Source organism: Umezawaea beigongshangensis (genome assembly GCF_016464305.1).
Taxonomy (GTDB): domain Bacteria; phylum Actinomycetota; class Actinomycetes; order Mycobacteriales; family Pseudonocardiaceae; genus Umezawaea_A; species Umezawaea_A beigongshangensis.
The window spans coordinates 170783-196144 of the sequence record NZ_JAEIOJ010000001.1 but is presented as its reverse complement, the minus strand read 5'-3'; the positions used below and the strand labels follow the sequence as shown (position 1 = coordinate 196144).

Annotated in this window: 19 protein-coding genes; 15 read left to right on the top strand and 4 right to left on the bottom strand. The window is 73.3% G+C overall.

All coding sequences use genetic code 11. The annotated features are described in order from the left end of the window. The first annotated feature begins 238 nt into the window (after positions 1–238). The 3 genes from gltB (at position 239) to IMZ35_RS00865 (ending at position 7057) form a co-directional block, all read left to right on the top strand. Positions 239–4807, top strand: a complete 4569-nt coding sequence (gltB, locus tag IMZ35_RS00875; protein WP_199438919.1) for a glutamate synthase large subunit — start codon at positions 239–241, stop codon at positions 4805–4807. After that, complete coding sequence (locus IMZ35_RS00870) at positions 4800–6308, top strand: glutamate synthase subunit beta (protein ID WP_199438918.1); 1509 nt, start codon at positions 4800–4802, stop codon at positions 6306–6308. The genes gltB and IMZ35_RS00870 overlap by 8 nt, the downstream gene beginning before the upstream one ends. Positions 6309–6397: 89 nt before the next feature. Then, positions 6398–7057, top strand: coding sequence for a DUF2461 domain-containing protein (locus IMZ35_RS00865; RefSeq protein WP_199438917.1), 660 nt, complete (start codon positions 6398–6400; stop codon positions 7055–7057). Here the strand turns inward: IMZ35_RS00865 and IMZ35_RS30350 are convergent. Next, on the bottom strand, positions 6999–7340 hold the full coding sequence (locus tag IMZ35_RS30350; protein WP_307867628.1) for a VanZ family protein: 342 nt from the start codon (positions 7338–7340) through the stop codon (positions 6999–7001). The genes IMZ35_RS00865 and IMZ35_RS30350 overlap by 59 nt on opposite strands. Before the next feature lie 106 nt (positions 7341–7446). Between IMZ35_RS30350 and pyk the strand changes: the two genes are divergently transcribed. The 4 genes from pyk to IMZ35_RS00840 all read left to right on the top strand — a co-directional run bounded on the left by pyk (position 7447) and on the right by IMZ35_RS00840 (position 12532). Then, positions 7447–8871, top strand: coding sequence for a pyruvate kinase (gene pyk, locus IMZ35_RS00855; RefSeq protein ID WP_199438915.1), 1425 nt, complete (start codon positions 7447–7449; stop codon positions 8869–8871). A 102-nt stretch (positions 8872–8973) separates the two neighbouring features. After that, positions 8974–9855: an acyl-CoA thioesterase II gene (tesB, locus tag IMZ35_RS00850; protein WP_199439564.1), complete on the top strand. Its 882-nt coding sequence runs from the start codon at positions 8974–8976 to the stop codon at positions 9853–9855. 128 nt (positions 9856–9983) lie between these two features. Continuing rightward, positions 9984–10451, top strand: coding sequence for a (2Fe-2S)-binding protein (locus IMZ35_RS00845; protein ID WP_199438914.1), 468 nt, complete (start codon positions 9984–9986; stop codon positions 10449–10451). After that, complete coding sequence (locus IMZ35_RS00840) at positions 10448–12532, top strand: xanthine dehydrogenase family protein molybdopterin-binding subunit (protein ID WP_199438913.1); 2085 nt, start codon at positions 10448–10450, stop codon at positions 12530–12532. The genes IMZ35_RS00845 and IMZ35_RS00840 overlap by 4 nt, the downstream gene beginning before the upstream one ends. A 13-nt stretch (positions 12533–12545) precedes the next feature. Here the strand turns inward: IMZ35_RS00840 and IMZ35_RS00835 are convergent, their stop codons facing one another. Continuing rightward, entirely contained in the window at positions 12546–13937 is a 1392-nt protein-coding gene (locus IMZ35_RS00835; RefSeq protein WP_199438912.1) for a pyridoxal-dependent decarboxylase, read from the bottom strand. Positions 13938–14179: 242 nt separating this feature from the next. On the opposite strand from IMZ35_RS00835, the gene IMZ35_RS00830 reads away from it, so the two are divergent. The 5 genes from IMZ35_RS00830 to IMZ35_RS00810 all read left to right on the top strand — a co-directional run bounded on the left by IMZ35_RS00830 (position 14180) and on the right by IMZ35_RS00810 (position 20055). Next, positions 14180–14944 carry a DeoR/GlpR family DNA-binding transcription regulator gene (locus tag IMZ35_RS00830; protein ID WP_199438911.1) on the top strand — a complete coding sequence of 255 codons (765 nt, stop codon included), beginning with the start codon at positions 14180–14182 and terminating at the stop codon, positions 14942–14944. Between the two features lie 35 nt (positions 14945–14979). Then, positions 14980–16182 carry an MFS transporter gene (locus IMZ35_RS00825; protein ID WP_199438910.1) on the top strand — a complete coding sequence of 401 codons (1203 nt, stop codon included), beginning with the start codon at positions 14980–14982 and terminating at the stop codon, positions 16180–16182. 41 nt (positions 16183–16223) lie between these two features. Next, complete coding sequence (gene gnd, locus IMZ35_RS00820; protein ID WP_199438909.1) at positions 16224–17666, top strand: NADP-dependent phosphogluconate dehydrogenase; 1443 nt, start codon at positions 16224–16226, stop codon at positions 17664–17666. 91 nt (positions 17667–17757) lie between these two features. Then, the gene (gene dacB / locus IMZ35_RS00815) at positions 17758–19296 is read left to right on the top strand and encodes a D-alanyl-D-alanine carboxypeptidase/D-alanyl-D-alanine endopeptidase (RefSeq protein WP_199438908.1); all 1539 of its coding nucleotides are present in this window, start codon (positions 17758–17760) and stop codon (positions 19294–19296) included. 102 nt (positions 19297–19398) lie between these two features. After that, a complete protein-coding gene (locus tag IMZ35_RS00810; RefSeq protein WP_307867757.1) occupies positions 19399–20055 on the top strand; it encodes a rhomboid-like protein in 657 nt (218 codons plus the stop codon). A 3-nt stretch (positions 20056–20058) separates the two neighbouring features. On the opposite strand, the gene IMZ35_RS00805 is transcribed toward IMZ35_RS00810, so the two are convergent. Further along, entirely contained in the window at positions 20059–22326 is a 2268-nt protein-coding gene (locus IMZ35_RS00805; RefSeq protein WP_307867626.1) for a SulP family inorganic anion transporter, read from the bottom strand. A 507-nt stretch (positions 22327–22833) separates the two neighbouring features. Next, positions 22834–23151, bottom strand: a complete 318-nt coding sequence (locus tag IMZ35_RS00800; protein WP_199438906.1) for a hypothetical protein — start codon at positions 23149–23151, stop codon at positions 22834–22836. Positions 23152–23412: 261 nt separating this feature from the next. Between IMZ35_RS00800 and IMZ35_RS00795 the strand changes: the two genes are divergently transcribed. The 3 genes from IMZ35_RS00795 (at position 23413) to IMZ35_RS00785 (ending at position 25319) form a co-directional block, all read left to right on the top strand. After that, positions 23413–24258: a helix-turn-helix domain-containing protein gene (locus IMZ35_RS00795; protein WP_199438905.1), complete on the top strand. Its 846-nt coding sequence runs from the start codon at positions 23413–23415 to the stop codon at positions 24256–24258. A 22-nt stretch (positions 24259–24280) separates the two neighbouring features. Further along, on the top strand, positions 24281–24502 hold the full coding sequence (locus tag IMZ35_RS00790; RefSeq protein WP_199438904.1) for a DUF397 domain-containing protein: 222 nt from the start codon (positions 24281–24283) through the stop codon (positions 24500–24502). A gap of 163 nt (positions 24503–24665) precedes the next feature. Continuing rightward, the gene (locus tag IMZ35_RS00785) at positions 24666–25319 is read left to right on the top strand and encodes a DedA family protein (protein ID WP_199438903.1); all 654 of its coding nucleotides are present in this window, start codon (positions 24666–24668) and stop codon (positions 25317–25319) included. Positions 25320–25362 lie beyond the last annotated feature (43 nt).

The following is a 25362-nucleotide window of genomic DNA, read 5'->3' as shown; positions in this document are numbered from 1 at the left end:
ACACGTCGGTTACGCTCGTCGACGGTCGGAGTTCGGGTGTTGGCCGCACTGTCGCTCCGAGCGCCGAAATCGTTACATCCTCATGAAACAGATCACCCCTCAGAGGGTGTCTCTTCGTTTCGCGGCTGTTAAAGTCGCGTCAACACGCGGGCCACCGTCGTCCCGTGCCCAGCAGCCGTCAGTCGAGCACTGAGCACGAGGACATCGTTCTTCACGGACGACGAGGGAGGTCTGCGCGGTGATCTTCTCCGCCATCCCGGCCCCACAGGGGCTGTACGACCCGGCAGCGGAGCGCGATGCCTGCGGTGTGGCGATGGTCGCCGACATCGAGGGTCGGCGTTCCCACCGCATCGTCGTCGATGCGCTGACCGCACTGGCCAACCTGGAGCACCGGGGCGCGGCCGGAGCGGAACCCACCAGCGGTGACGGAGCGGGCATCCTGCTCCAGCTCCCGGACGCCCTGCTGCGCGCGGTCACCGACTTCGCGCTGCCGGAGTCCGACGCGGACGGCCTGCACACCTACGCGGCCGGCATCGCCTTCCTGCCGCAGGACCCCGAGCAGCGCGCGCACGCCGTGCGGCTGGCCGAGGGCGTCGCCGCCGAGGAGGGCTTGGAGGTCCTCGGCTGGCGCGAGGTGCCCGTCGACCCGGAGGCGGCCGACGTGGGCCCCACCGCGCTGTCGGTGGTGCCGCACTTCGCGATGCTGTTCGTCGCGGGCTCGCCGGACGCCGGTGGCGCCCGTCCGTCCGGGGTCGAGCTGGACCGGCTCACCTTCTGCCTGCGCAAGCGCGTCGAGCGCGACAGCGTCGTGGCGGGCTGCGGCACCTACTTCCCGTCGCTGTCCTCCCGCACCCTGGTCTACAAGGGGATGCTCACGACGGGGCAGCTCCCCGCGTTCTTCCCCGACCTGGTCGACGAGCGGCTCACCACGGCCATCGCCCTGGTGCACTCCCGCTTCTCCACCAACACCTTCCCGTCGTGGCCGCTCGCGCACCCGTTCCGCTACGTCGCCCACAACGGCGAGATCAACACCGTGCGCGGCAACCGCAACCGGATGCGCGCCCGCGAGGCGCTGCTGGCGTCCGGGGCGGTTCCCGGCGACCTGTCGCGGCTGTTCCCGATCTGCGACCCCGACGGCTCCGACTCGGCGTCGTTCGACGAGGTCCTGGAGCTGCTGCACCTGGGCGGGCGCAGCCTGCCGCACGCGGTGATGATGATGATCCCCGAGGCGTGGGAGAACCACGCCTCGATGGACCCGAAGCGCCGCGCGTTCTACCGCTTCCACGCGAGCCTCATGGAGCCGTGGGACGGTCCCGCCTGCGTCACGTTCACCGACGGCACGCTCGTCGGCGCGGTCCTGGACCGCAACGGCCTGCGCCCGGCCCGCTGGTGGCAGACCGCGGACGGCCGCGTCGTGCTGGCCAGCGAGACCGGCGTGCTCGACGTTCCCGCCGACCAGGTCGTGGCCAAGGGCCGCCTCCAGCCCGGCCGCATGTTCCTCGTCGACACGGCCCGCGGCCGCATCGTCGACGACGAGGAGGTCAAGTCCCGGCTGGCCGGTGAGCACCCCTACGAGGAGTGGCTGCACGCCGGTCTGCTGGAGCTCGACGACCTCGCCGACCGCGAGCACGTGGTGCAGAGCCACGAGTCCGTGGTGCGCCGCCAGCTCACCTTCGGCTACACCGAGGAGGAGCTGCGCATCCTGCTCGGCCCCATGTCGGTCGTCGGCGCGGAGCCGCTGGGCTCGATGGGCACCGACACGCCGATCGCCGCGCTCTCGCAGCGCTCCCGGCTGCTCTACGACTACTTCGTGCAGAACTTCGCGCAGGTCACGAACCCGCCGCTGGACGCGATCCGCGAGGAGATCGTCACGTCGGTGTCGCGCGTCATGGGCCCCGAGCAGAACCTGCTCGACCCCGGCCCCGCGTCCTGCCGGCACATCCAGCTGTCCTACCCGGTCATCGACAACGACGAGCTGGCCAAGCTCATCCACGTCAACGACGACGGCGACCTGCCGGGCTTCGCGTGCACCGTCCTGTCCGGACTGTACGAGGTGGACGGTGGCGGCGAGGCGCTGGCGGCGGCGATCGAGCGGGTGCGCCGCGAGGCCTCCGAGGCCATCACCGCCGGCGCGCGCACGCTCGTGCTGTCCGACCGCGACTCCGACCACCGCATGGCGCCGATCCCGTCGCTGCTGCTCGTCTCCGCGGTGCACCACCACCTGGTGCGCACCAAGGAGCGGCTGCGCGTCGCGCTCGTCGTGGAGAGCGGCGACGCCCGCGAGGTGCACCACATCGCGGCGCTGCTGAGCTACGGCGCGGCCGCGGTCAACCCGTACCTGGCCTTCGAGACCATCGAGGACCTGATCAGCACCGGCGCCGTGACCGGCATCGACGCCCGCACGGCGGTGCGCCGGTACGTGACCGCGCTGGTCAAGGGCGTCCTGAAGATCATGTCCAAGATGGGCATCTCCACGGTCGGCGCCTACACCGCCGCCCAGGTCTTCGAGGCCGTCGGGCTCTCCCGCGACCTGCTCGCCGAGTACTTCACCGGCACCACGTCCAAGCTGGGCGGCGTCGGGCTCGACGTGCTGGCCGAGGAGGTGGCGCTGCGCCACCGCCGCGCCTACCCCGACAACCCGACCGACCGGGTGCACCGGCGGCTGGAGGTCGGCGGCGAGTACTCCTACCGCCGCGAGGGCGAGCTGCACCTGTTCACGCCGGAGACGGTGTTCCTGCTCCAGCACGCGACGAAGACGCGCAAGCAGGAGGTGTACCGCCAGTACACCGAGGAGGTCGAGCGGCTGGCCCGGCAGGGCGGCACGCTGCGCGGCCTGTTCCAGCTGCGCGCGCAGGACCGCCAGCCGGTGCCGATCGACGAGGTCGAGCCGGTCAGCTCCATCGTCAAGCGCTTCAACACCGGGGCCATGTCCTACGGCTCCATCTCCGCCGAGGCGCACGAGACGCTGGCCATCGCCATGAACCGGCTCGGCGGCCGGTCCAACAGCGGTGAGGGCGGCGAGGACACCGACCGCCTCTACGACCCGGAGCGCCGCTCCGCGGTGAAGCAGGTCGCGTCCGGCCGCTTCGGCGTGACCAGCGAGTACCTGGTCAACGCCACGGACGTGCAGATCAAGATGGCGCAGGGCGCGAAGCCCGGCGAGGGCGGGCAGCTGCCCGGCTACAAGGTGTACCCGTGGATCGCGCGCACCCGGCACTCGACGCCGGGCGTCGGCCTCATCTCGCCGCCGCCGCACCACGACATCTACTCCATCGAGGACCTGGCGCAGCTCATCCACGACCTGAAGAACGCGAACGAGCAGGCGCGGGTGCACGTGAAGCTCGTCTCGGAGGTCGGCGTCGGCACCGTCGCCGCCGGTGTGGCGAAGGCCCACGCGGACGTCGTGCTGGTCTCCGGCCACGACGGCGGCACCGGCGCGTCCCCGCTGAACTCGCTCAAGCACGCGGGCACGCCGTGGGAGGTCGGCCTGGCCGAGACGCAGCAGACGCTGCTGCTCAACGGCCTGCGCGACCGCATCACGGTCCAGGTCGACGGCGCGCTGCGCACCGGTCGCGACGTCGTGGTCGCGGCTCTGCTGGGCGCCGAGGAGTTCGGCTTCGCCACCGCGCCGCTGATCGTCGCGGGCTGCGTGATGATGCGCGTGTGCCACCTGGACACCTGCCCGGTCGGCATCGCCACCCAGAACCCGGAGCTGCGCAAGCGCTACACCGGGCAGGCCGACCACGTCGTGAACTTCTTCGAGTTCGTGGCGCAGGAGGTGCGCGAGCACCTGGCCGCGCTGGGCTTCCGCACCGTCGACGAGGCCGTGGGCCACGCCGAGCTGCTCGACACCGGTGCGGCCGTGGACCACTGGAAGGCCAGCGGTCTCGACCTCACGCCGGTCTTCGAGGTGCCGGAGACCCGGTACCGCACGGCCAGGCGCAAGGTCCGCGATCAGGACCACGGCCTGGAGCTGGCGCTGGACCGCACGCTCATCCAGCTCGCGGAGGCCGCGCTGGAGGACGCGCACCCCGTGCGCCTGGAACTGCCGCTGCGCAACGTCAACCGCACCGTCGGCACGCTGCTCGGCGCCGAGGTCACCCGGCGCTTCGGCGGCACCGGCCTGCCCGACGACACGATCCACGTGCGCTTCACCGGGTCGGCCGGCCAGTCCCTCGGCGCGTTCCTGCCCACCGGCGTCACGCTGGAGATGGTGGGCGACGCCAACGACTACGTCGGCAAGGGCCTGTCCGGCGGCCGGATCGTCGTGCGCCCGCACCCCGAGGCGAAGTTCGCGGCCGAGCAGCAGGTCATCGCGGGCAACGTGATCGGCTACGGCGCGACCGGCGGCGAGATCTTCCTGCGGGGCCGCGTCGGCGAGCGGTTCTGCGTCCGCAACTCCGGCGCCGTCGCCGTCGCCGAGGGAGTGGGCGACCACGCCTTCGAGTACATGACGGGCGGCCGCGCGGTCGTGCTCGGCCCGACCGGCCGCAACCTGGCGGCCGGCATGTCCGGTGGCATCGCCTACCTGCTCGACCTCGACCCCGTCTCGGTCAACAAGGACATGGTCGAGTTGCAGCGGCCCGGCGCGGAGGACCTGCGCTGGCTGCGCGAGACCGTCGAACGGCACCACGAGCTGACCGGCTCGGCCGTCGCCGCCTCGCTGCTCGGAGACTGGACACGACGGTCCGCGGCCTTCACGAAGGTCATGCCCCGCGACTACGAACGCGTGCTCGAAGCGATGAGGCTCGCACGCGCCGAGGGCAGGGACGTGGACACGGCGATCATGGAGGCGTCCCGTGGCTGACCCCCAGGGCTTTCTCAAGCACACGCGCGAGGAGCTGACCAAGCGTCCCGCGGACGAGCGGCTCGGCGACTGGAACGAGGTGTACCTCGATCTGGACCCCGAGACGCGCGACGCGCGGGTCCGCACCCAGGCGACCCGCTGCATGGACTGCGGCATCCCGTTCTGCCACTCCGGGTCGGCCGGGTGCCCGCTGGGCAACCTGATCCCGGAGTGGAACGACCTGGTCCGCCGGGGCGACTGGGAGTCCGCGAGCAACCGGCTGCACGCCACCAACAACTTCCCGGAGTTCACCGGGCGGCTGTGCCCCGCGCCCTGCGAGGCCGCGTGCGTGCTGTCGATCACCCCGGACGCCGGGGGAGCGGTCGCGATCAAGCGCGTCGAGCAGACCATCGCCGACGTGTCCTGGGAGGGCGGGTTCGTCCAGCCCACCAGGGCGACGGTGTCCTCGGGCAAGCGCGTGGCCGTCGTCGGCTCCGGCCCCGCCGGTCTCGCCGCCGCCCAGCAGCTCACCCGCGCCGGGCACGACGTGACCGTGTACGAGCGCGACGACCGGCTCGGCGGACTGCTGCGCTACGGCATCCCCGAGTTCAAGATGGAGAAGAAGGTCCTCGACCGGCGGCTCGCCCAGCTCCGCAAGGAGGGCACGAGGTTCGTCACCGGCTGCGAGGTCGGCGTGGACCTCACCGTGGAGGACCTGCGCGAGCAGTTCGACGCCGTGGTGCTCGCCGTGGGCGCGCTGCGCGGCCGCGACGACACCGGCACGCCCGGCCGCGAGCTGGGCGGGGTGCACCTGGCGATGGAGCACCTGGTGCCGGCCAACCGCGCCGTCGAGGGCGACGGACCGTCGCCGATCGACGCCGCCGGCAAGCACGTGGTGATCATCGGCGGCGGTGACACCGGCGCCGACTGCTACGGCACCGCGATCCGCCAGGGCGCGGCGAGCGTGCTCCAGCTCGACCAGTACCCGCAGCCGCCGTCGCAGCGCGACGACGAGCGGTCGCCGTGGCCGGTGTGGCCCTGGATCCTGCGCACCTACGCGGCGCACGAGGAGGGCGGCGAGCGCCGCTTCGCCGCCGCCGTGGAGCGCTTCGTCGGCGACGACGAGGGGTGCGTGACGGCGATCGAGCTGCGCGAGGTGCGCGTGGAGAAGGACGCGGAGACCGGGCAGCGCCGGGTCGTGCCGATGTCCGAGCAGGTCGAGGTGCTGCCCGCGGACCTGGTGCTGCTGGCGATCGGCTTCGAGGGCGTCGAGGAGATGCCGCTGCTCGACGGGCTGGGCGTCCCGCTGACCCGGCGCGGCACCATCGCGTGCGGTTCGGACTGGCAGACGGCCTCGCCGGGCGTGTTCGTGTGCGGTGACGCCCACCGCGGCGCCTCGCTCGTCGTGTGGGCCATCGCGGAGGGCCGGTCCGTCGCCAACGCCGTGGACGCCTTCCTCACCGGCTCGTCGGACCTGCCGTCGCCGGTGATCCCGAACCAGCTCCCGCTGGCGGTCGTGTAGACCGTCCCCGAACTGGAGGCCCGCCCCACAGCGTCGTGGGGCGGGCCTCCGTCTGCGGTGGACGGCGCCGGGCTCCTAAGCTCCTCGGCGTGACCTTCAGCGGCTTCGGCGAGTACGCCGTGGACTTCTACGACGGCTTGAACGACGACAACTCGAAGGCGTACTGGGACGACCACCGCGAGACCTACCAGCGCGACGTGCGGGCGCCGATGGAGGCGCTGCTCGCCGAGCTGGAGCCCGAGTTCGGCGAGGGCAAGGTGTTCCGGCCCTACCGCGACGTGCGGTTCGCCAAGGACAAGACCCCGTACAAGACCCACTGCGGCGCCGTCGTCGAGCTGGGCCGCGGCGGTGGCGCGTACTACGTGGAGGTCAGCTCCGACGGGTTGCGGGTGGCCGGCGGTTCGTTCCACATGGAGGCCGACCAGCTCGCCCGCTACCGCACGTCGGTCGACGACGAGCGGCGCGGGGAGGAGCTGCGGAAGATCCTCGCGAAGCTCACCGGGGGCGGCTGGGAGGTGCTCGGGAACCAGCTCAAGAGCAAGCCGCGCGGGTTCGACCTCGACCACCCGCGCATCGACCTGCTGCGCCACCGCACGATCTACGCCGCCCGCGTCTGGGAGCCCGACGACGCCCTGCACGAGCGCGAGTCGCTGGATCGGGTGCGCAGGGCGTGGCGGCAGGTCCGCACCTTCAACGACTGGTGCGCCGATCACGTCGGCGTGTCCGCACCGCGTCCCCCACGCGGGTGAAGAGGAACACACCGAGCGCCACGCCCACGACGTCGACCAGGGCGTCGACCACGTCCCCGCTGCGGTGCAGCGGGGTGATGACCTGCTGGAGCACCTCGGACAGCGCCGCGTAGGCCACGAGGCCCACCACGACCGTGCGCAGTCCGGCCCGCGCCCACAGCGCGGTCGCCGCGAGCAGGGCGAACAGGACCGTGTGCACGACCTTGTCGGTGCCCGGCGGCGAGCTGGGCACACCCGACTCCGGGGTGAACAACACGATGACGCTGAGCAACACGGCGAACACGAACGGAAGGATTCTGGCGGTCACAAGAGCGATTCTCCAGGTCGCGCGAAATTTACCGACCGGTAGCTCGGGATCGTTCAAGCTCGGGGGTCTACTCTCTGAAAACGTGAGTCGACGCGCGAAGATCGTCTGTACCCTGGGCCCCGCCACCAGCACGCCGGAGAAGCTCCGCGAGCTCGTGGCGGCGGGCATGGACGTGGCCAGGATGAACTTCAGCCACGGCAGCCACGCAGACCACAAGCAGGTCTACGACCTGGTCCGCGCAGCCGCGGACGAGTCGGGCCGCGCTGTGGGCATTCTGGCGGACCTCCAGGGCCCCAAGATCCGGCTCGGTCGTTTCGCCGCGGGTCCCGTCGAGTGGCGCACCGGTGACACCGTGCGCATCACCGTCGAGGACGTGCAGGGCACCCACGACCGGGTCTCCACCACGTACAAGGAACTGGCCAAGGACGCCAAGGTCGGCGACCGCCTCCTGGTCGACGACGGCAAGGTGGGCCTGATCGTCACCGACGTCGAGGGGCCCGACGTGGTCTGCGAGGTCACCGAGGGCGGCCCCGTCAGCAACAACAAGGGCCTCTCGCTGCCCGGCATGGACGTCTCCGTGCCCGCGATGTCCGAGAAGGACGTCGAGGACCTGGAGTTCGCCCTCGGGCTCGGCGTGGACTTCATCGCCCTGTCGTTCGTGCGCTCCCCGGCGGACATCGACCTGGTGCACCAGGTGATGGACCGCGTGGGCAGCAGGCGCCTGCCGGTGGTCGCCAAGATCGAGAAGCCGGAGGCGGTCGACAACCTCGAAGCGATCGTCCTGGCCTTCGACGGCGTGATGGTCGCCCGCGGCGACCTGGGCGTGGAGCTGCCGCTGGAGCACGTGCCGCTGGTGCAGAAGCGCGCCATCCAGATCGCCCGCGAGAACGCGAAGCCGGTCATCGTGGCCACCCAGATGCTCGACTCGATGATCGTCAACTCCCGCCCGACGCGGGCCGAGACCTCGGACGTCGCGAACGCCGTCCTCGACGGCGCCGACGCGCTGATGCTCTCCGGCGAGACCAGCGTCGGCCGCTACGCCATCGAGTCGGTCGAGACGATGAGCCGCATCATCGTGGCCGTCGAGACCGAGTCGACCGTGGTGCCGCCGCTCACGCACGTGCCGCGCACCAAGCGGGGCGTGATCTCCTACGCGGCCCGCGACATCGGCGAGCGCCTCAACGCGAAGGCGCTCGTGGCGTTCACCCAGTCCGGTGACACCGTGCGGCGGCTCGCCCGCCTGCACACCCACCTGCCGCTGCTGGCGTTCACGCCCGAGCAGGAGGTCCGCAGTCAGCTTTCTCTCACCTGGGGCACGGAGACGTTCCTCGTGCCTAAGGTGGACTCGACCGACGAGATGGTCCGCCAGGTGGACATCTCCATGCTCTCCATCGGGCGGTACCAGCCGGGCGATCTGGTGGTGATCGTGGCAGGCTCGCCTCCCGGCACCATCGGTTCCACCAACCTCATCCGGGTGCACCGCCTCGGAGAGGAAGACCACGCCTGACGGCTCGGCGCACCGCCGGTCCGGCGGGCCGCGCCCCCAGGAGTTCAGGTGAGACAGGCTGCCCGTGCCGGGACCGCTGGTTCCGACGACCGCGCCGACGGCGTGCCGCTGGACAGCGACGGCACCCCGCACGGGCAGCCGGTGCTCGACCGGCTCGTGGCACTGCTCGACCTGGAGCGCATCGAGGAGAACATCTTCCGCGGTGTGAGCCCGGCCGACTCGCCGGTGCGGGTGTTCGGCGGGCAGGTCGCCGGTCAGGCGCTGGTCGCGGCGGGCCGGACCGTGCCCGCCGACCGGCGGGTGCACTCCCTGCACTCGTACTTCATCCGCGGCGGTGACCCGCGCGTGCCGATCGTCTACGAGGTCGACCGCATCCGCGACGGCCGCTCGTTCACGACGCGCCGCGTGGTCGCCGTGCAGCACGGCAAGGCGATCTTCTCGCTGTCGGCGTCCTTCCAGCTCGACGAGCCCGGCCTGGACCACGCCGAGGGGATGCCGCAGGTGCCGGACCCCGAGTCGCTGCCGACGTACGCGGAGAGCGCGAAGGGCTACCTGGAGAAGATCGGCCTGGCGCGTCAGCCGCGCCCCATCGACATCCGCTACGTGACGCCCCCGCCGTGGCAGGCCCGCGACTCCGGCCACCGCGAGGCGCGCAGCCAGGTGTGGATGCGCGCCGACGGCGTGCTGCCGGAGGACGACCTGCTCAACGTGTGCGTGCTGGCCTACGCCTCGGACATGACGCTGCTCGACTCCGTCCTGACCAGACACGGCGTGTACTGGGGCACGGACAAGGTGCTGGGCGCGAGCCTGGACCACGCCATGTGGTTCCACCGGCCGTTCCGGGCCGACGAGTGGTTCCTCTACGACTGCGAGTCGCCCAGCGCGTCCAACGCCCGCGGCCTGGCCACCGGCCGCTTCTTCACCCGCGACGGACTCCTCGTCGCCACGGTCGTCCAGGAGGGCCTGCTCCGCGTGATCCGCTGAGCGGAGCGCCCCGCGTCCGGACGGGTCGACTTCCCCACCGAGACGAGGCGGACCCTTGCGCGCGTCCCCCGCGCCTCACGAAGCTGGAGGTCCGCCGCTGCACTCGTCCCCTTCGTGGAGGTCGGGCAGTGAGAATTCGCGTCAACGGCGACGTGCGTCGTGTGGACGCTCCGGGGGAGACACCGACCCTGTGGGCGCTGCGCGACGGACTCGGGGTGCTCGGCCCCAAGTACGGCTGCGGGATCGGTGCCTGCGGCGCGTGCACGAGCCTGCTGGACGGCAGGGCGTTCCGCCCGTGCTCGACGCCGGTCACCGAGATCGGCGACCGGGAGATCACCACCGTGGAGGGCCTGTCGCGCGACGGCTCGCACCCGGTGCAGCGCGCGTGGGCCGAACTGGACGTGCCCCAGTGCGGCTACTGCCAGGCCGGCCAGATGATGTCCGCCGTCGCCCTGCTGCGCCGCGTGCCCGCGCCCACCGACGCGGACGTCGACGAGGCGCTGCGCGACAACGTGTGCCGCTGCGGCACCCACTCCCGCATCAGGGCCGCCGTGCACCGGGCCGCCCGGTTGCAGCGCGAGGAGCGCGACCGGTGACCGCCAGGACGAACCGCCGCGGCTTCCTGGCCACGGCCGGTGGCGCCGCGCTGGTCCTCGTCGCCGTTCCCGGCGGCCTGCCCACCGGCGTCCTGCCGGTCGGGGTCGCGGAGGCGGAGGCCCTGGCCGGCGGCGCGACGTTCGAGCCCAACGCCTTCGTGCGCGTCGAGCGGGACGGCTCGGTCGAGGTGACCGTGCCGAAGACCGAGCTGGGGCAGGGCGTGCGGACCTCGCTGGCCTCGCTCGTCGCCGAGGAGCTGGCCGTGCCGCTGCACGTGGTCCGGGTCCGCACCGCCGACGCGGACCCCCGCTACGGCAACCAGGCGACCGGCGGCTCCTCGTCGGTCCGCACGCTGTTCGAACCCCTGCGCCGGGCGGGCGCGACCGGCCGCGCGCTGCTCGTCCGCGCCGCCGCCCAGCGCTGGGGCGTGCCCGACGCCGAGTGCACCGCCGCAGGGGGAGGGGTGCGCCACCCGCGCCGGCAGCCCCTGCCCTACGGGGTGCTGCTCGCCGACGCCGCCGCGCTCGACCCGGCTGCGGTGGAGGTGAGCCTGCTGCCGCCGGAGCGCTGGCGGATCATCGGCCGGCCGCAGCGGCGCGTGGACAACGCCGACGTGCTCACCGGCCGCGCCCGCTACGGCCTCGACGTCACCCGGCCCGGCGGCCTCGTGGCCGTCCTCGCCCGGCCGCCGTGGCTCGGCGCGGCGCCGCGCTCGATCGACGACACGGCCGCTCTCGCCGTGCCGCACGTCGTCCGCGTCGAGGCGCTGGCCTCCGGCGTCGCCGTGCTCGCCGACGACACCGCCTCCGCCCTGCGCGGCCGCGAGCGCCTCGTCGTGGACTGGAGCGGCGGTGAACCGGCCGCCTCCAGCGCGCGGTGGTTCGAGGACCTCGACGCGGCGGTGCCGCCGTCCCCGGACGGTCCCGCCGGGACGCCGTTCACGGCGAGCTTCCGGATGCCCGTGCTGGCCCACGCCTGCATGGAGCCGGTCAACGCCACCGCGCACGTCGCCGACGACGGCACGGTGCGGGTGTGGACGGCCACGCAGAGCCCGGAGGCCGTCCGGCGGCAGGCGGCGGAGCTCGCCGGGGTCGACGTCTCCGCGGTCACCGTGTCGGTGCCGCTCGCCGGAGGCGGCTTCGGCCGACGCGCCGAGACCGACGTGACCGAGGAGGCCGTCCGGCTCTCCGCCCTGGTGCGGCGGCCGGTGAAGGTGATGTGGACGCGCGACGACGACATGCGGCACGGCTCGTTCCGGCCCGCTTCCTCGCACACGCTGCACGCGGTGCTCGACGAGCGCGGCGTGCCGGTGTGGCGGCACCACGCCCTCGCGACGTGGCCGCTGACCACCGCACCGGTGTTCGGCACGCCCGAGCTGGTGCGCGCGTTCGGCGACCGCTTCGGCTACGACGTGCCCGGCGCGGTCGACGTGCGGCTGATCCCGTCGCCGCTGCGCACCGGGTTCTGGCGCTCGGTCTACGCCGGACAGCTCGTCGTGGCCGAGGAGATGTTCCTGACCGCCGTCGCGCTGCACGGCGGCCTGGACCAGGTGGCGCTGCGCCGCGACCTGCTGACCGGCAAGCCGAGGCTGCTGACCTGCCTGGACGCCGCCGCGGCCGAGTTCGGCTGGGGACGCCGGCTCCCGGCCGGGCACGCGGCCGGAGCGGCCTGCCTGGACGACTACGGCTCGGCGGTCGCGGTCGTCGCCGAGGTGGACTGCTCCGGGGAGCAGCCGCGCGCCGTGCGGGTCGTCGTGGCGGTCGACGTCGGCGTGGTGGTCAACCCCTCCGGGGTGCGTGCGCAGGTCGACGGCGCCGTGTCCGACGCGGTGTCCACGGCGTTCGGCGCGCAGATCACCGTCCGCGAGGGCGCCGTCGTCCAGTCGAGCTTCCGCGACTACCCGTGGCTGCGCATCGACCGCGCGCCGGTGGTCGACGTCGTCCTCGTGCCCTCGACCGCCGATCCGGGAGGCGTCGGCGAGCTGGCCTACGCCCCCGCGGCCGCGGCCGTCGCGGGCGCCGTGCACGCCGCGACCGGGCGGCGTCCCGCGGGACTGCCGGTCGTCGGGGCCGTCGGCTGAGGGGCGCGTCCGGTCAGGACGCGAGGGAGCGGAGCTGCTCCCACAGGGCGCGGACGTGCTCCTCCCGCGTGCCCTCGGCGCCGATCGCGACCCGGATCACCAGGCGGCCGTCGACGACGGTGTGCGTGACGAACGCCCGCCCGCTCGCGTTGACCGCGTCCATCGCGGCGCGGGTGGCCTCGTCACCGGCGCGCAGCCGCAGGCAGACCAGGGAGAGCGAGCGCGGGGCGGCCAGCTCGAAGCGGTCGTCCGCGGCGATCCAGCCCTCCAGCAGCTCGGCGAGCGCGACGTGGCCGCGCAGGTGCTCGCGCACGCCCTCCAGGCCGTACCAGCGCAGCACCGACCACAGCTTGAGCGCCCGGAACCGCCGTCCCAGCGGAATCTGCCAGTCGCGGTAGTCCACGACGGCGTTCGACTCGCTGGCGGCGTTGCGCAGGTACTCCGGCAAGATCGACAGGGCGTCCACGAGCACGTCGGCGTGCCTGGTCCAGAACAGGCAGCAGTCGAACGCGGTGAGCAGCCACTTGTGGGCGTTGCTGCCGTAGGAGTCGGCCAGCTCCACGCCGTCGAACAGCGGACGCCACTCGGGGCACAGCGCCGCCGACCCCGCCCACGCGGCGTCGACGTGCAGCCAGATCCCGTGCGCGGCGCAGATCTCGGCGATGCGGCGCACCGGGTCCACCGCGCCGGTGCCCGTGGTGCCGATCGTCGCGCACACCAGCACCGGACGGAGCCCGGCGGCGAGGTCGGCCGTGATCCGCTCGGCGAGCGCGTCGGCGGACATCGCGAGCGTGCCGGGCACGACGTCGACCGAGCGCAGCGCCTCCTCGCCGAGTCCGGCCATGCGCACCGCCTTGGCGAGCGACGAGTGCGTCTGCGAGGACACGTAGACGCGCTCGTCGCCGTCCACACCGGATTCCCGCCACTTCCCGCCGGAGGTGCGGTGCAGCGCGGCGAGCAGGGCGACGAGAGCGGCCGAGGACGCGGTGTCCTGCACGACGCCCCCGCCACGGAACTCCGCGGGCAGCCCCATCGCGTCGGCGAGCTGGTCGAGCAGGTGCTGCTCCAGCTCGGTCGCGGCGGGCGAGGTGGCCCAGAGCATCCCCTGCACGCCCAGGCCGGTGGACAGCAGGTCGCCGAGGACGGACGGCAGCGAGGAGTTCGCCGGGAAGTAGCCGAAGAACGACGGGTGCTGCCAGTGCGTCAGTCCGGGCACGACGGTCCGGTCCAGGTCGGCGAGCAGCGCCTCGAACCCGTCGCCGCGCTCGGCCAGCGCGGGCAGCTGGGACCGCACCCGACCGGGCTCCACCTGCGACAGGACGGGGAACTCCTCGATCCGCTCCCGGTAGTCGGCCACCCAGTCCACGACCAGGTGCCCGAGACGGCGGAACTCCTCAGGCGTCATGGTCTGACCGTAACCGGGCGTGAGAACCGGCCGTGTGGGGGTGCTCGATCCGGTGATGAACCGACACGGCCCGGTCACCGGTGCGGGCTCGTTGTCGCGGTGTGTGCATCGGTGTGGGGTGAGCGCGCCTGCTCTCCTCACCACCGGGTGGTGGACGCCCGCCCTCCCGTTCGTCCACCCCGCACGATCGTTCACACAAGAACGGTGTTCGAACGCACACCAGATGTGCGAACATCCTTCGGGTGAGGAGCGTCGAGCGACAGCGGGTCATCGTCGAGCAGTTGGCCGACCGGCACCGGGTCGAGGTGGCCGACCTGGCGACGGCCACCGGCGCGTCGGAGATGACGGTGCGCCGCGACCTCGACGTGCTGGCCGCCAGGGGCGTGCTGCGGCGGGTGCACGGCGGCGCGGTGCCCGTGTCCCCCACCGGCGTCGAACCGCCGTTCGCCGCGCGCGCCGCGGTGGCGAGCGACGCCAAGCGGGCCATCGCCGCCGCCGCGGCGGCGGCGATCTCCGACGGGGAGACCGTCGTGCTCGACAGCGGCACCACCGCCGTCGAGGTCGCCCGCCACCTGCGCGGACGCCCGGTCACCGTGCTGCCGCTGTCCCTGCACGCGGCCCGCGAACTCCTGGACGACGCGACCGTGCGCGTGCTGCTGCCCGGTGGCGAGCCCCGGCCGGACGAACTGGCGCTCGTCGGGCCGCTGGCGCTGGCCTCGCTGCGCGCCCTGCGCTTCGACGTCGCGGTGATCAGCCCCTGCGGCTTCAGCGTCTCCGACGGGCTGACCAGCTTCGACCTGCGCGACGCGGAGATCAAGCAGCAGGCGCTCGCCGTGTCGGCCCGCTCGGTGGTGCTCGCCGACGGCTCCAAGTGGGACCGCGTCGCGCTCGTCCACGTCTGCCCGGCCGACGCCGCCGACACCGTGATCACCGACGACTCCGCGCCGGCGGCGCAGCGCGCGGAGCTCGCCGACCGCGGCGTGCTCGTCCACGTCGCGCGCACCTGATCCCGTTCCCCGAGCCCGCACCGGGAGATCCGCCGATGACCGATCGACTCCGTCCCGCCCGCACCGCCACCAGGGCCGTCTTCGCCCTCAACGGGTTCGCCCTGGGGATGTGGGTGGTCCACGTCCCGGTGATCGAGGAGGACACCGGGATCTCGCACAGCACCCTGGGCGTGCTGCTGCTCGTGATGGGCGTCGCGGCGTTCACCGGCATGCAGATCACCGGCCCGCTGGCCGACCGGTTCGGCCACCGCGTGGTGGTGCCGGCCGCGGCCGTGCTGATCAGCGCGTCGCTCGCCGGGCCGGGCCTGGCGGGCGGCGTGTGGACGCTGGGCGTCGCGCTGGCCCTGTTCGGCCTGGGCAACGGTGCGGTCGACGTGGCGATGAACGCGCACGCCGTGGAGGTGGAGCGGGCGGCCGGACGGCCGATCATGTCCGGCTTCCACGCGATGTTCTCCGTCGGGGGAGCCGCGGCGGCCGGACTCGGTGCGGTGCTGCTCGGCCTGGACGTGCCCGCCTCCACGTCGCTGCTGGCCGCCGCCGCGGTCTGCGTCCTCGCCGCGCTCCTCGTCCGTCCCTTCCTGCTGCCCGGCGCCTCCGCGCCGCAGCGCGCCGCGGACACCGCCCCCGCGCGCCGGTCGACGGCTCCCGCGCGGCTCGTGTGGCTGATGGGCGCGCTCGCGTTCGCCCTGATGCTCGCCGAGGGCGTCGCCAACGACTGGGCCGCGCTGCACCTGCGGGACGTCCTCGGCGCACCGGCGGGCACGGCGGCGCTGGCCTTCGGCGCGTTCTCCGTCACGATGACCGTCGGCCGCTTCACCGCCGACGCCGTGACGGCGCGGTTCGGTCCCGTCGCCGTCGTCCGCCTGGGTGCCGCGATCGCCGCGCTCGGCCTGGCCACGGCCGCCGCCTCGCCGTGGACGGCGCTCGCCATCGCCGGGTGGGCCCTGTTCGGCGTCGGGCTGTCCGGCTGCGTCCCGCAGTTCTTCACCGCGGCGGGCAACCTCGACGCGCGGGCGTCCGGCGCGGTCCTCGCGCGGGTCGTCGGGCTCGGGTACCTCGGCCTGCTGGCCGGTCCCGCGGTGATCGGCGCGCTCACCACCGTCGTGCCGCTCAACGTCGCCTTCGTCCTGCCGATCGCGCTGTGCGTGGTCGGGGCGGCGAGCGCGGCGGTCCTGCGTCCCCGGCCGGAGCTGGCCGCTCGCGCCGAGGAGGCGGTTCGACCGGGAAGTGAGACGTGAGTCCCGTGGCGTCGCCGCCCCGCTGAGGGCAGGCTGGTCGTATGACAACCGAGGGCAAGGCGAGGATCGCGGTGACGGGCCTCGCGACCATGGGCAGCAACCTGGCGCGCAACCTGGCCCGGCACGGCTACCGCGTCGCCGTGCACAACCGTTCCAGCGCCAAGACCAGGGCCCTGGTCGCCGACCACGGCCACGAGGGCGAGTTCGTACCGGCCGAGACGATGCAGGAGCTCGTCCAGAGCCTGGAGACGCCCCGCCAGATCATCATCATGGTGAAGGCGGGCGCTCCGACCGACGCGGTGATCGACGAGCTGACCGGGCTGCTCGAACCCGGCGACATGGTGATCGACGGCGGCAACGCCCACTACGCCGACACCCGCCGCCGCGAGGCCGCGCTGCGCGAGGCCGGGCTGCACTTCGTGGGCGCGGGCATCTCCGGCGGCGAGGAGGGCGCGCTCAACGGCCCGAGCATCATGCCGGGCGGCTCGAAGGAGTCCTACTCCCACGTCGGCCCGGTGTTCGAGTCGATCGCCGCGCAGGTCGACGGGCAGCCGTGCTGCGTCCACGTGGGACCCGACGGCGCCGGCCACTTCGTGAAGATGGTCCACAACGGCATCGAGTACGCCGACATGCAGCTCATCGCGGAGGCGTACGACCTGCTGGGCAAGATCGGCGGACGCACCCCGGCGCAGATCGCCGACGTGTTCCGCGAGTGGAACTCCGGCGACCTGGAGTCCTACCTGGTGGAGATCACCGCCGAGGTCCTGGGTCACGTCGACCCGGAGTCCGGCGTCCCGCTGGTCGACCTGATCGCCGACGAGGCCGAGCAGAAGGGCACCGGCCGCTGGACCGTGCAGGAGGCGCTGGAGCTGGGCGTGCCCGTCACGGGCATCGCCGAGGCCGTCTTCGCGCGCTCGCTGTCCGGCCACGTCGACCAGCGCGCCGCCGTGCGCACCGCCTACGGCACCGTGTCGGACTTCAGCTCCGACCGGGTCTCCGACTCGCTGGTCGAGGACGTCCGCCAGGCGCTCTACGCCTCCAAGGTCGTCGCCTACGCGCAGGGCTTCGACGAGCTGCGCGCCGCGAGCGAGCAGTACGGCTGGAACGTCGACCTCGGCGCGATGGCCACGATCTGGCGCGGCGGCTGCATCATCCGCGCCAAGTTCCTCGACCGCATCCGCGAGGCGTACGACGCGAACCCGGACCTGGCGTCGCTGCTGGTGGACGACTACTTCCGGGACGCCGTGCAGCAGGCGGAGGCGGCGTGGCGGCGCGTCGTCGTCGCGGCCGTCGAGGCGGGCGTGCCGACGCCGGGCTTCTCCTCCGCGCTGGCGTACTACGACGGCCTGCGCAGCGAGCGCCTGCCCGCGTCGCTGATCCAGGGCCTGCGCGACTTCTTCGGCGCGCACACCTACCGGCGCACCGACCGCGAGGGCAGCTTCCACACGCTGTGGGGTGGTGACCGCTCGCAGATCGACGCCTGATCCACCTCCCGCACCCTCTCGGCGTGCGCGAGAATCCTCCTGCTGAGGGGGGAAGTTCTCGCGCACGCCGAGTGATGTGGGAGAAGTTCACATGAAGCGCTGGCCGGTACTGATCGCCCTCGTCGTCCTCGTCCTCGGCCTGCCCGGTGGAGGAGCCGCGGCCCAGAACACCGCCGATCCGCTGGGAGCGGATCTCGACCGCCTGCTCGTCGATCCGCGCCTGGTGGGCACGAGCGTGGGGCTGGTGGTCAGGGACGCCGACTCCGGCGACCTGCTCTACACCAGGTCGAGCGCCGACCGGCTGGTCCCGGCGTCCAACGCCAAGCTGATCACCACGGCCACCGCGCTGGAGGTGCTGGGAGCCGACCACCGCTTCCGCACCGACGTGCTGGCCTCCGGCACCCGTCGCGGCCACCTGGTGAACGGCGACCTGCTCCTGCGCGGCACCGGTGACCCCACCCCGCTCGCCGCCGACTACCACGACCTCGCCGCCCGCGTGCGCGCCTCCGGCGTGCGGGTGGTGGCCGGGGACCTGGTCGCCGACGACACCTGGTTCGACGCGGTGCGCCTGGGCACCGGCTGGGCCTGGGACGACGAGCCCTACTACTACAACGCGGAGATCTCCGCCCTCACCGTCTCGCCGGACACCGACTACGACGCCGGGACGGTGATCGTCCGGGTGCTCCCCGGCGCCGCGCCGGGAGCGCCGGCGCGGGTCGAGGTCGACCCGCCGAACGACCACGTGCGGATCGTCAGCACCGCCACCACCGCCGCGTCCGGCGGCTCGGTCTCCGTCGACCGCGACCGCGCGTCCACCACGATCAGGGTCAGCGGTTCCCTGGCCGTCGGCAGCGAGCCCGTCACCCAGTACACGGCGGTCGCCGACCCCACCGGTCTCGCCACCTCGATCTTCGCGCGGGCCCTGGCGGACAACGGCGTGCGCGTCCTGGGGAAGGTCCGCCGCGGGGTCACGCCGCCGGACGCGACGACGCTCGCCTCCCGCGAGTCGATGACGCTGGGCGAACTGCTGGTGCCGCTGCTCAAGTTCAGCAACAACGGGCACTCGGAGATCCTGGTCAAGGCCGCGGGACGCGCCGTGTCGGGCGAGGGCACGTGGGGCGCCGGGCTGGCCGCGCTCCAGGCCGGGCTGCCCGGTCTCGGCGTCGACCCCGCCGCGCTGCGGCTCGTCGACGGCTCCGGACTGTCCAGGATGGACGTCGTCTCACCCGACCAGATCGCCTCGCTGCTGATCGGCGCGCGCGACGAGCCCTGGTTCGGCGCCTGGTACGAGGCCCTGCCCGTCGCGGGTGATCCCGACCGGACGAGGGGCGGCACCCTGCGCAACCGGATGCGCGACACCCCGGCCGCGGGCAACGTGCGCGCCAAGACCGGCTCGCTCACCGGTGTCACCTCGCTGGCGGGCTACGTCACCGCGGCGGACGGCCGGCACCTGGTGTTCGCCCTGATCCTGAACAACTTCGTGTCCTCCTCGCCGCACGACGTGGAGGACGCGATCGCCGTCCGGCTCGCCAGCGACCGGGCCGGGCTCGGCGGCGTCGTCCTCGCGCCGCGGCCGCAGGCCGACGCACGGTCCGGTGACCTGGAGTGCAGCTGGAGCAAGTCCTGTTGACACACCCGGTGAGCGGTGGTCGACCGATGGGAGGACGTCGCGGGTGAATCCGCCGCCGGAGCGGGCGCGGCAGCGGAATCCGCACCAGCATCGGCTCCCGTGATGCAACCGCTCCGCGACCGCGCCCGGCGCGCCCCCGTGACCGCCGGGTACCTCGCAGCCCTGGTGGGCGCCGCCCTGCTCGTGCACCGCGTGTTCCGCGCGCAGGTGGCCGAGCAGGTGCACGTCTCCTTCAGCACCAGCGCCCACAACCTCGCCGACCACCCGGTGACGGCACTGGTGGGCAGCGCGTTCCTCGTCGACGTCGCCGGAGGCCCGGTGCCGCTGCTGCTCACCCTCGCCGGAGGGATCGGCTGGTGCCTGGGCGCGGTGGAGCGCGCACTGGGCTCGCGGCGCGCGGTGACCGTCGCGATCACCGGCCACGTCGGCGCGGCGCTGGTCGCCGCGCTGGTCGTGACCGCCGGCGGCTACCCGGACGGCGCCCGCACGGTGCTGGACCACGGCGCCGGTCACGTCGCGTTCGCCGCCGCGGGGGCCGCCGCCGTCCTCGCGCCGCCGGTGCTCGGCGTCCCGTGGCTGCTGGGGCTGGTGACCTGCCCGCTGCTCCTCGGCGACGGGTTCGGCGCGCTGCCGGGCCCCGGCGCGGTCGCCGCCACCGCCGCGGCGCTGATCGGCGCGGGGGTCTGCTGGGCCGTGCTGGCGCGGGAACGGCGGCCCGTGCGCGCGGACCGCGTCGACGCGGTCCGCGCGCACGGGTGATCCTCAGACCCGGACCGGCTCCAGCCCGTTGCGGTCGGGGTCCACCAGGTAGACGCGCGTCGCGGAGATGTCGAAGTACGTGCCCACCAGGGTGAGCGCGCCCGCGTTCACCGCCTCCCGCACCGACGGGTGAGCGAGCAGGTTCTCCAGCTGCTGGGCCACGTTGGCCACGCTCAGCCGCTCGGCCACCGGCAGGTCCTGGCAGCTCGGAGCGGTCGGCTCGTGGAAGCGGATCAGGCTCGGCTCGGCGTGGGCGAGCCACGAGTGCAGGTGGGAGTCGCGCCGGGCCGAGCCGGTGACGAGCGCTTTCATCGCGCCGCAGTCCGAGTGCCCGCAGACCACGATCGTGGTCACCCCGAGCACCTCGACGGCGTACTCGATCGCCGCCCCCACCGAGTGGTCGACCCCGGCGCGCCCGCCGCCGTCCGGACGCGGCACGAGGTTGCCGATGTTGCGCACGCAGAACAGGTCGCCCGGCCCGCTGCTGGTGATCAGGTTGGGCACCACCCGCGAGTCGGCGCAGGTGATGAAGAGCTGCCGGGGGCGCTGGCCGTGCGCGGCGAGGTCGGCGAGGAACGGCCGCACGAGCGGCGCCGAGTGCCGCTCGAACGCGCTCATCCCCAGGATCATCCGGTCGACCTCTGCGTCGCGCTGGACGGGCAGCCGCACGTCGGTCCTGCCGCTGCCGCGCGTGCTCTGCCAGTGCGACCACGGCGCGAACCAGCGGGGCAGCGGCGACGGCTCGGTCTTGCGCAGGGCCGGGGTGCCCAGCACGGCCCGGCTGAACCACGTGTCGTGCACCTCGTCGACCTCCACGTGCCCGCCCAGTCGCTGGTAGCCCGCGCGCCAGTCGTCGATCGCCTCGAACGCCGCGTGGTCCAGGAAGTCCACGTGCAGCTCCAGCACCACGTGCCGCCCCAGCGGCACCCGCCGCAGCCCTCTGACCAGCCGTCCCACCCCGAGGAACACCAGTGATCCGCGGACCTCGACGTGCCAGCTGTCGTGCTCCTGCTGCACCCGGACCGAGCAGTGCGCCAACCGGTACAGCGACCGCAGCACCGCGACCGCGACACCGATCAGCACCCCCTCCACCAGGCCGAGCACCAGCACGCCCAGCACCGTGACGACGTAGACGGTGAGCTCCCCGTGCCGCCACAGCGTCCTGATCCGGCCGGGGGCGACCAGCCGCAGACCCACCACGAGCAGCACGCCCGCGAGAGCGGCGAGCGGGATCAGCTCCAGCAGCGGGGCGAGCGTCAGCACGAACACCGCGACCCACAGGCCGTGCAGCACGGTCGACGCGCGGGTGCGGGCGCCGGCCGCGACGTTCGCCGACCCGCGGACGGCGCCGCCGCTGATCGGCAGCCCGCCCAGCGCCCCGGACACGGCGTTGGCCGCGCCCTGGGCCACCAGCTCGCGGTCGAGGTCCGCGCGCCTGCCGTCGTGCAGCCGGTCCACGGCCACGGCCGACAGCAGCGACTCCGTGCTCGCGACCAGCGCGACGGTCACGACGGCCAGCAGGACACCGCCCGCGGTGCCGTCCGGGACCTCCGGCAGGACGAGACCGGACAGCGGGTCGGACGGCAGGTCCACCGTCGTCACCCCGAGGTGCAGCGTGGTCGACAGCAGGGTGCCGGCCAGCACGGCGGCCAGCGGCGCTGGCACGTACTCAGCGTGCGGCACGGTCGGCCACACCAGCATCACGGCGACGACGACGAACCCCACCAGCACCGAGCCGAGGTGGGACCGCCCCAGCTCCGCGAACAGCGCGGCCAGGTCGGCGCGCACCGATCCGGTGGAGTGCCCGCCCAGCACGACCAGGAGCTGGCCGATCGCGATGCTCAGCCCGATCCCGGCGAGCATGCCGTGCACCACGGCGGGGGACAGCGACAGCGCGAGCCGCCCGGCGCGCAGCAGGCCCAGCACGATCTGGAGGCCGCCGGCGGCGAGCGTGATCATGGCGGTGGCGGCGAAGCCGTACTGGGCGATCAGTCCGGCCGAGACCACCGTCAGTCCGGTGGCGGCACCGCTGACCTGCAACGGGGCACCGCCGAACGCGCCCGCGACGAGACCGCCCGCGACCGTGGCGACGAGCCCGGCGATCAGCGGGGCGCCGGTGGCCGCGGCGACGCCCAGCGACAGGGGCACGGCGAGCAGGAAGATCGCGAACGACGCCGGGACGTCGTGGTGCAGCAGCGGGCGCAGGCGGCCGGGAGGTCCGGCGGTGGTGTGCTCGCCCGCGTGCGACCGGGGCCGGTGTGGTGGGTTCACAGGAGGTCCTTTCGCCGGTGCGGCGGTGCCGCGCAGCCCGGTGCGGGCCGTGCGGGCGTGGTGCTGCGACGGGAGGGGAGTGGTCAGCGAACGGCTAACGGCGGCGCGTCGACGCGTGCGAGCCCGGAGAGGGGCCGTCCGGACGGGGGCAGCGCTGAGCGCGGCCGGGGGGCGGCGAGCGCGGAGGGCTCGGGCGCCGCACGGTGCTGGGGGGTGGCCACGTGGCACCTCCGTGTCGGCACAGGTCAGTGTCGGCACTGGTGGACCGGCGCTGGTGCGTCAGCGCCGCCGCGTCGGTGAACGCTCGCGTCGAGCCCCATTCTGCGGGGCGAGCGGCGGCACACCGGGGAAGTTCAACCGGAAGTGTGGATCATGGTGCCGGCGTCGCGGGACGCGCCGAGGACGACGACCGCGGTGGGCGGCTCCGCGTCGGGAACGGAGTCGCGCACCGCGGTCGAGTGTCCCGCGACGCCCGCGGGAGCGGGTCGCCCCGCTCGTCCGGGAGGATCAGCCCGCGTTGCGCAGGTGCCCGTGCCTGCCGCCGTCCTGCCCGACGACGGTCAAGCACAGCTGCGCACCGAGGTAGGCGCGGCACGGGGAGGGCCGCCGCCTGCTCCACCACCGGGTCCGGCAGGTCGGGCAGCGCCCGCGCTCGTCGGGCCGGTGCTCGTCGAGCAGCGCCTTGACCACGGCGACCACGCGAGGCAGTTCCGCCCTCGCGAGTTCCGCCGCGGCCTGGTCGTCCGCGTGGTCCGCGAGCCGCACCAGCGTGGAGAGGTGCTCGTTCAACGACTTGTCGAGCTGGCTGAACACGGTGACGCCCATCGGGTCATCGCTCCTCGTCGGCACGACCGGTGTCGGCACCCGGAGGTGTGATGAACGGCCACGGGTCGCGAAGCTCTCCCGTACCGCTCATCCCGCGTCCCCTCCGGGTCTTCCACTCGCCGCGGTCCGTCGCGACGTGACCTGAGAACTCTGCGACCACAAACGGGCGATCTGCAAGTTGCAGTACACGAATGGATGACGTCTCTTTGCTCCGACGTCGTTCGCTCACAAACTGTTCGATGTACCTGGAGGTGGATGGACATGCCACGCGGCAGCAGTCCGACCCTGCGCAAGCGCCGGCTCCTCTCCGAGCTGAGGCGACTGCGCGAGGAAGCCGATCTGACCATCGAGGAGGTGGGCGAGAAACTGGAGTGCTCCGCCTCCAAGATCAGCCGGATCGAGACCGGGCGCGTCGGCGTGAGTCCGCGCGACGTCCGCGACATGCTCGACGCCTACGGTGCCGATCCGGCGACCGTGGACGAGCTCGTGCAGCTCGCCAGGGAGGCCAGGCGCAAGGCGTGGTGGGACGAGTACGGCGACATCGTGCCCGGCCGCTACGTCGGCTTCGAGGCCGACGCCGAGTCCCTGCGCACCTACCAGGGGCTGATGATCCCGGGGCTGCTGCAGTGCGAGTCCTACACCAGGGCGCTGATCCGCGAGGTCCTGCCGGAGGCGGGGGACTCCGAGATCGACCGCAGGGTCACGCTGCGCCGGGCGCGGCAGGCCCTGCTCCAGGAGGACGACCCGCTGCGGCTGCACGCGGTCGTCGACGAGGCCGCGCTGCGGCGGCTGGTGGGCGGTCCCGAGGTCGCTCGGGAGCAGATGACGAGGCTCCTGGAGGTCGGCGCGCTGCCGAACGTGGACCTCCAGATCGTGCCCTTCAGCGCCGGCGGGCACGCGGGCATGGACGGGCCGTTCGTGATCTTGAGCTTTCCGGAGCAGCTCGATCCGGACGTGGTATACATCGAAAGCACCAGAAGCGGCGTCTACTTGGAGCAACCCACCGACGTCCAGAGGTACGCGGCCATGTTCGACCGTCTGGTCGTGTCGGCGTTCGATCCCGACGCCTCGAACGCGCTGATCACCGGTGTGATCCGCGATCTCTAGCCGAGCGGAGTTGAGAAGGACAGTGGACAGAGTCGAGCCTGCCCGGCAGCACCCCGGCGCCGTGTGGCGCAAGAGCAGTTGGTCGTCCGCCGGTGGACCGGAGTGCGTCGAGGTCGCGCTCGGCGGCTCCTGGGCGGCCGTGCGCGACTCGAAGAACGCCGCGGCCGGTGCGCTCGGCTTCACCTCCGCCGGGTGGGAGCGCTTCCTCGGTGCCGCCAAGGACGGGGAGTTCGACCGACCCTGACCGTCGTCGTGCTCCCCCCGGGGGTCGCGTAGTCCTCCGGTAGTACGGGAGGTCTGACCGCAGACCGATGCGGACGTGCCCCCTCTCGCGGTGGAATGGACCCGGCGAGCGCTGGATATGCTCGCGCTTCTTGTCGGGCTCCACCTCCTGGGGGATTGAGGACATGGGACTGCTGACCGACGCCCTGAACGGGCTCGCCGGCTTGCCGCAGCCCGCCGTGGTCGCCGCGACGGGCGCGCTGGTGCTCGCCGAGTGCACCCTCGGCGTCGGGTTCCTCGCTCCTGGCGAGTCGGGACTGCTCATCGCGTCGACGACGGCCACCACGGTGCCGCGCTTCGTCGTGCTGTGGGTCGTGGTGACCCTGTGCGCGGTCGCCGGGGACAGCATCGGCTACCTGATCGGCCGCAGGTACGGCGATCGGATGCGGGAGACCGGGGTCGTCCGCAAGCTCGGGCAGCAGCACTGGGACCGGGCGGGGGACTTCCTGCGCCGCCGCGGCTGGTGGGCCGTGCTGGTGGCGCGGTTCCTGCCGGTCGTGCGCACCCTGATGCCCGCCTCCGCCGGGGCCGCGAACCTGCCCTACCGCAGCTTCCTGCCCGCCTCGGTCGTGGGCGCGGCGGCCTGGGCGGCCCTGCACATCGGCATCGGCGCGGTCGCGGGCGCGTCGGCCAAGTACGTGGAGAAGACCCTGGGTCGGGCCAGCACGGCGGTGGTCGTGGCCCTGGTGCTGGCCGCGGTGGTGGCGGTGCTCGTGAAGCGCCGCCGGGCCAAGAAGTCCGCCCCCACCCCCGACCGCACCCCGGAGCTGGTCCCCTGACCGCGAGTTGAGCGTTCCAGCACGGTGAGTTGAGCGTTCGAGC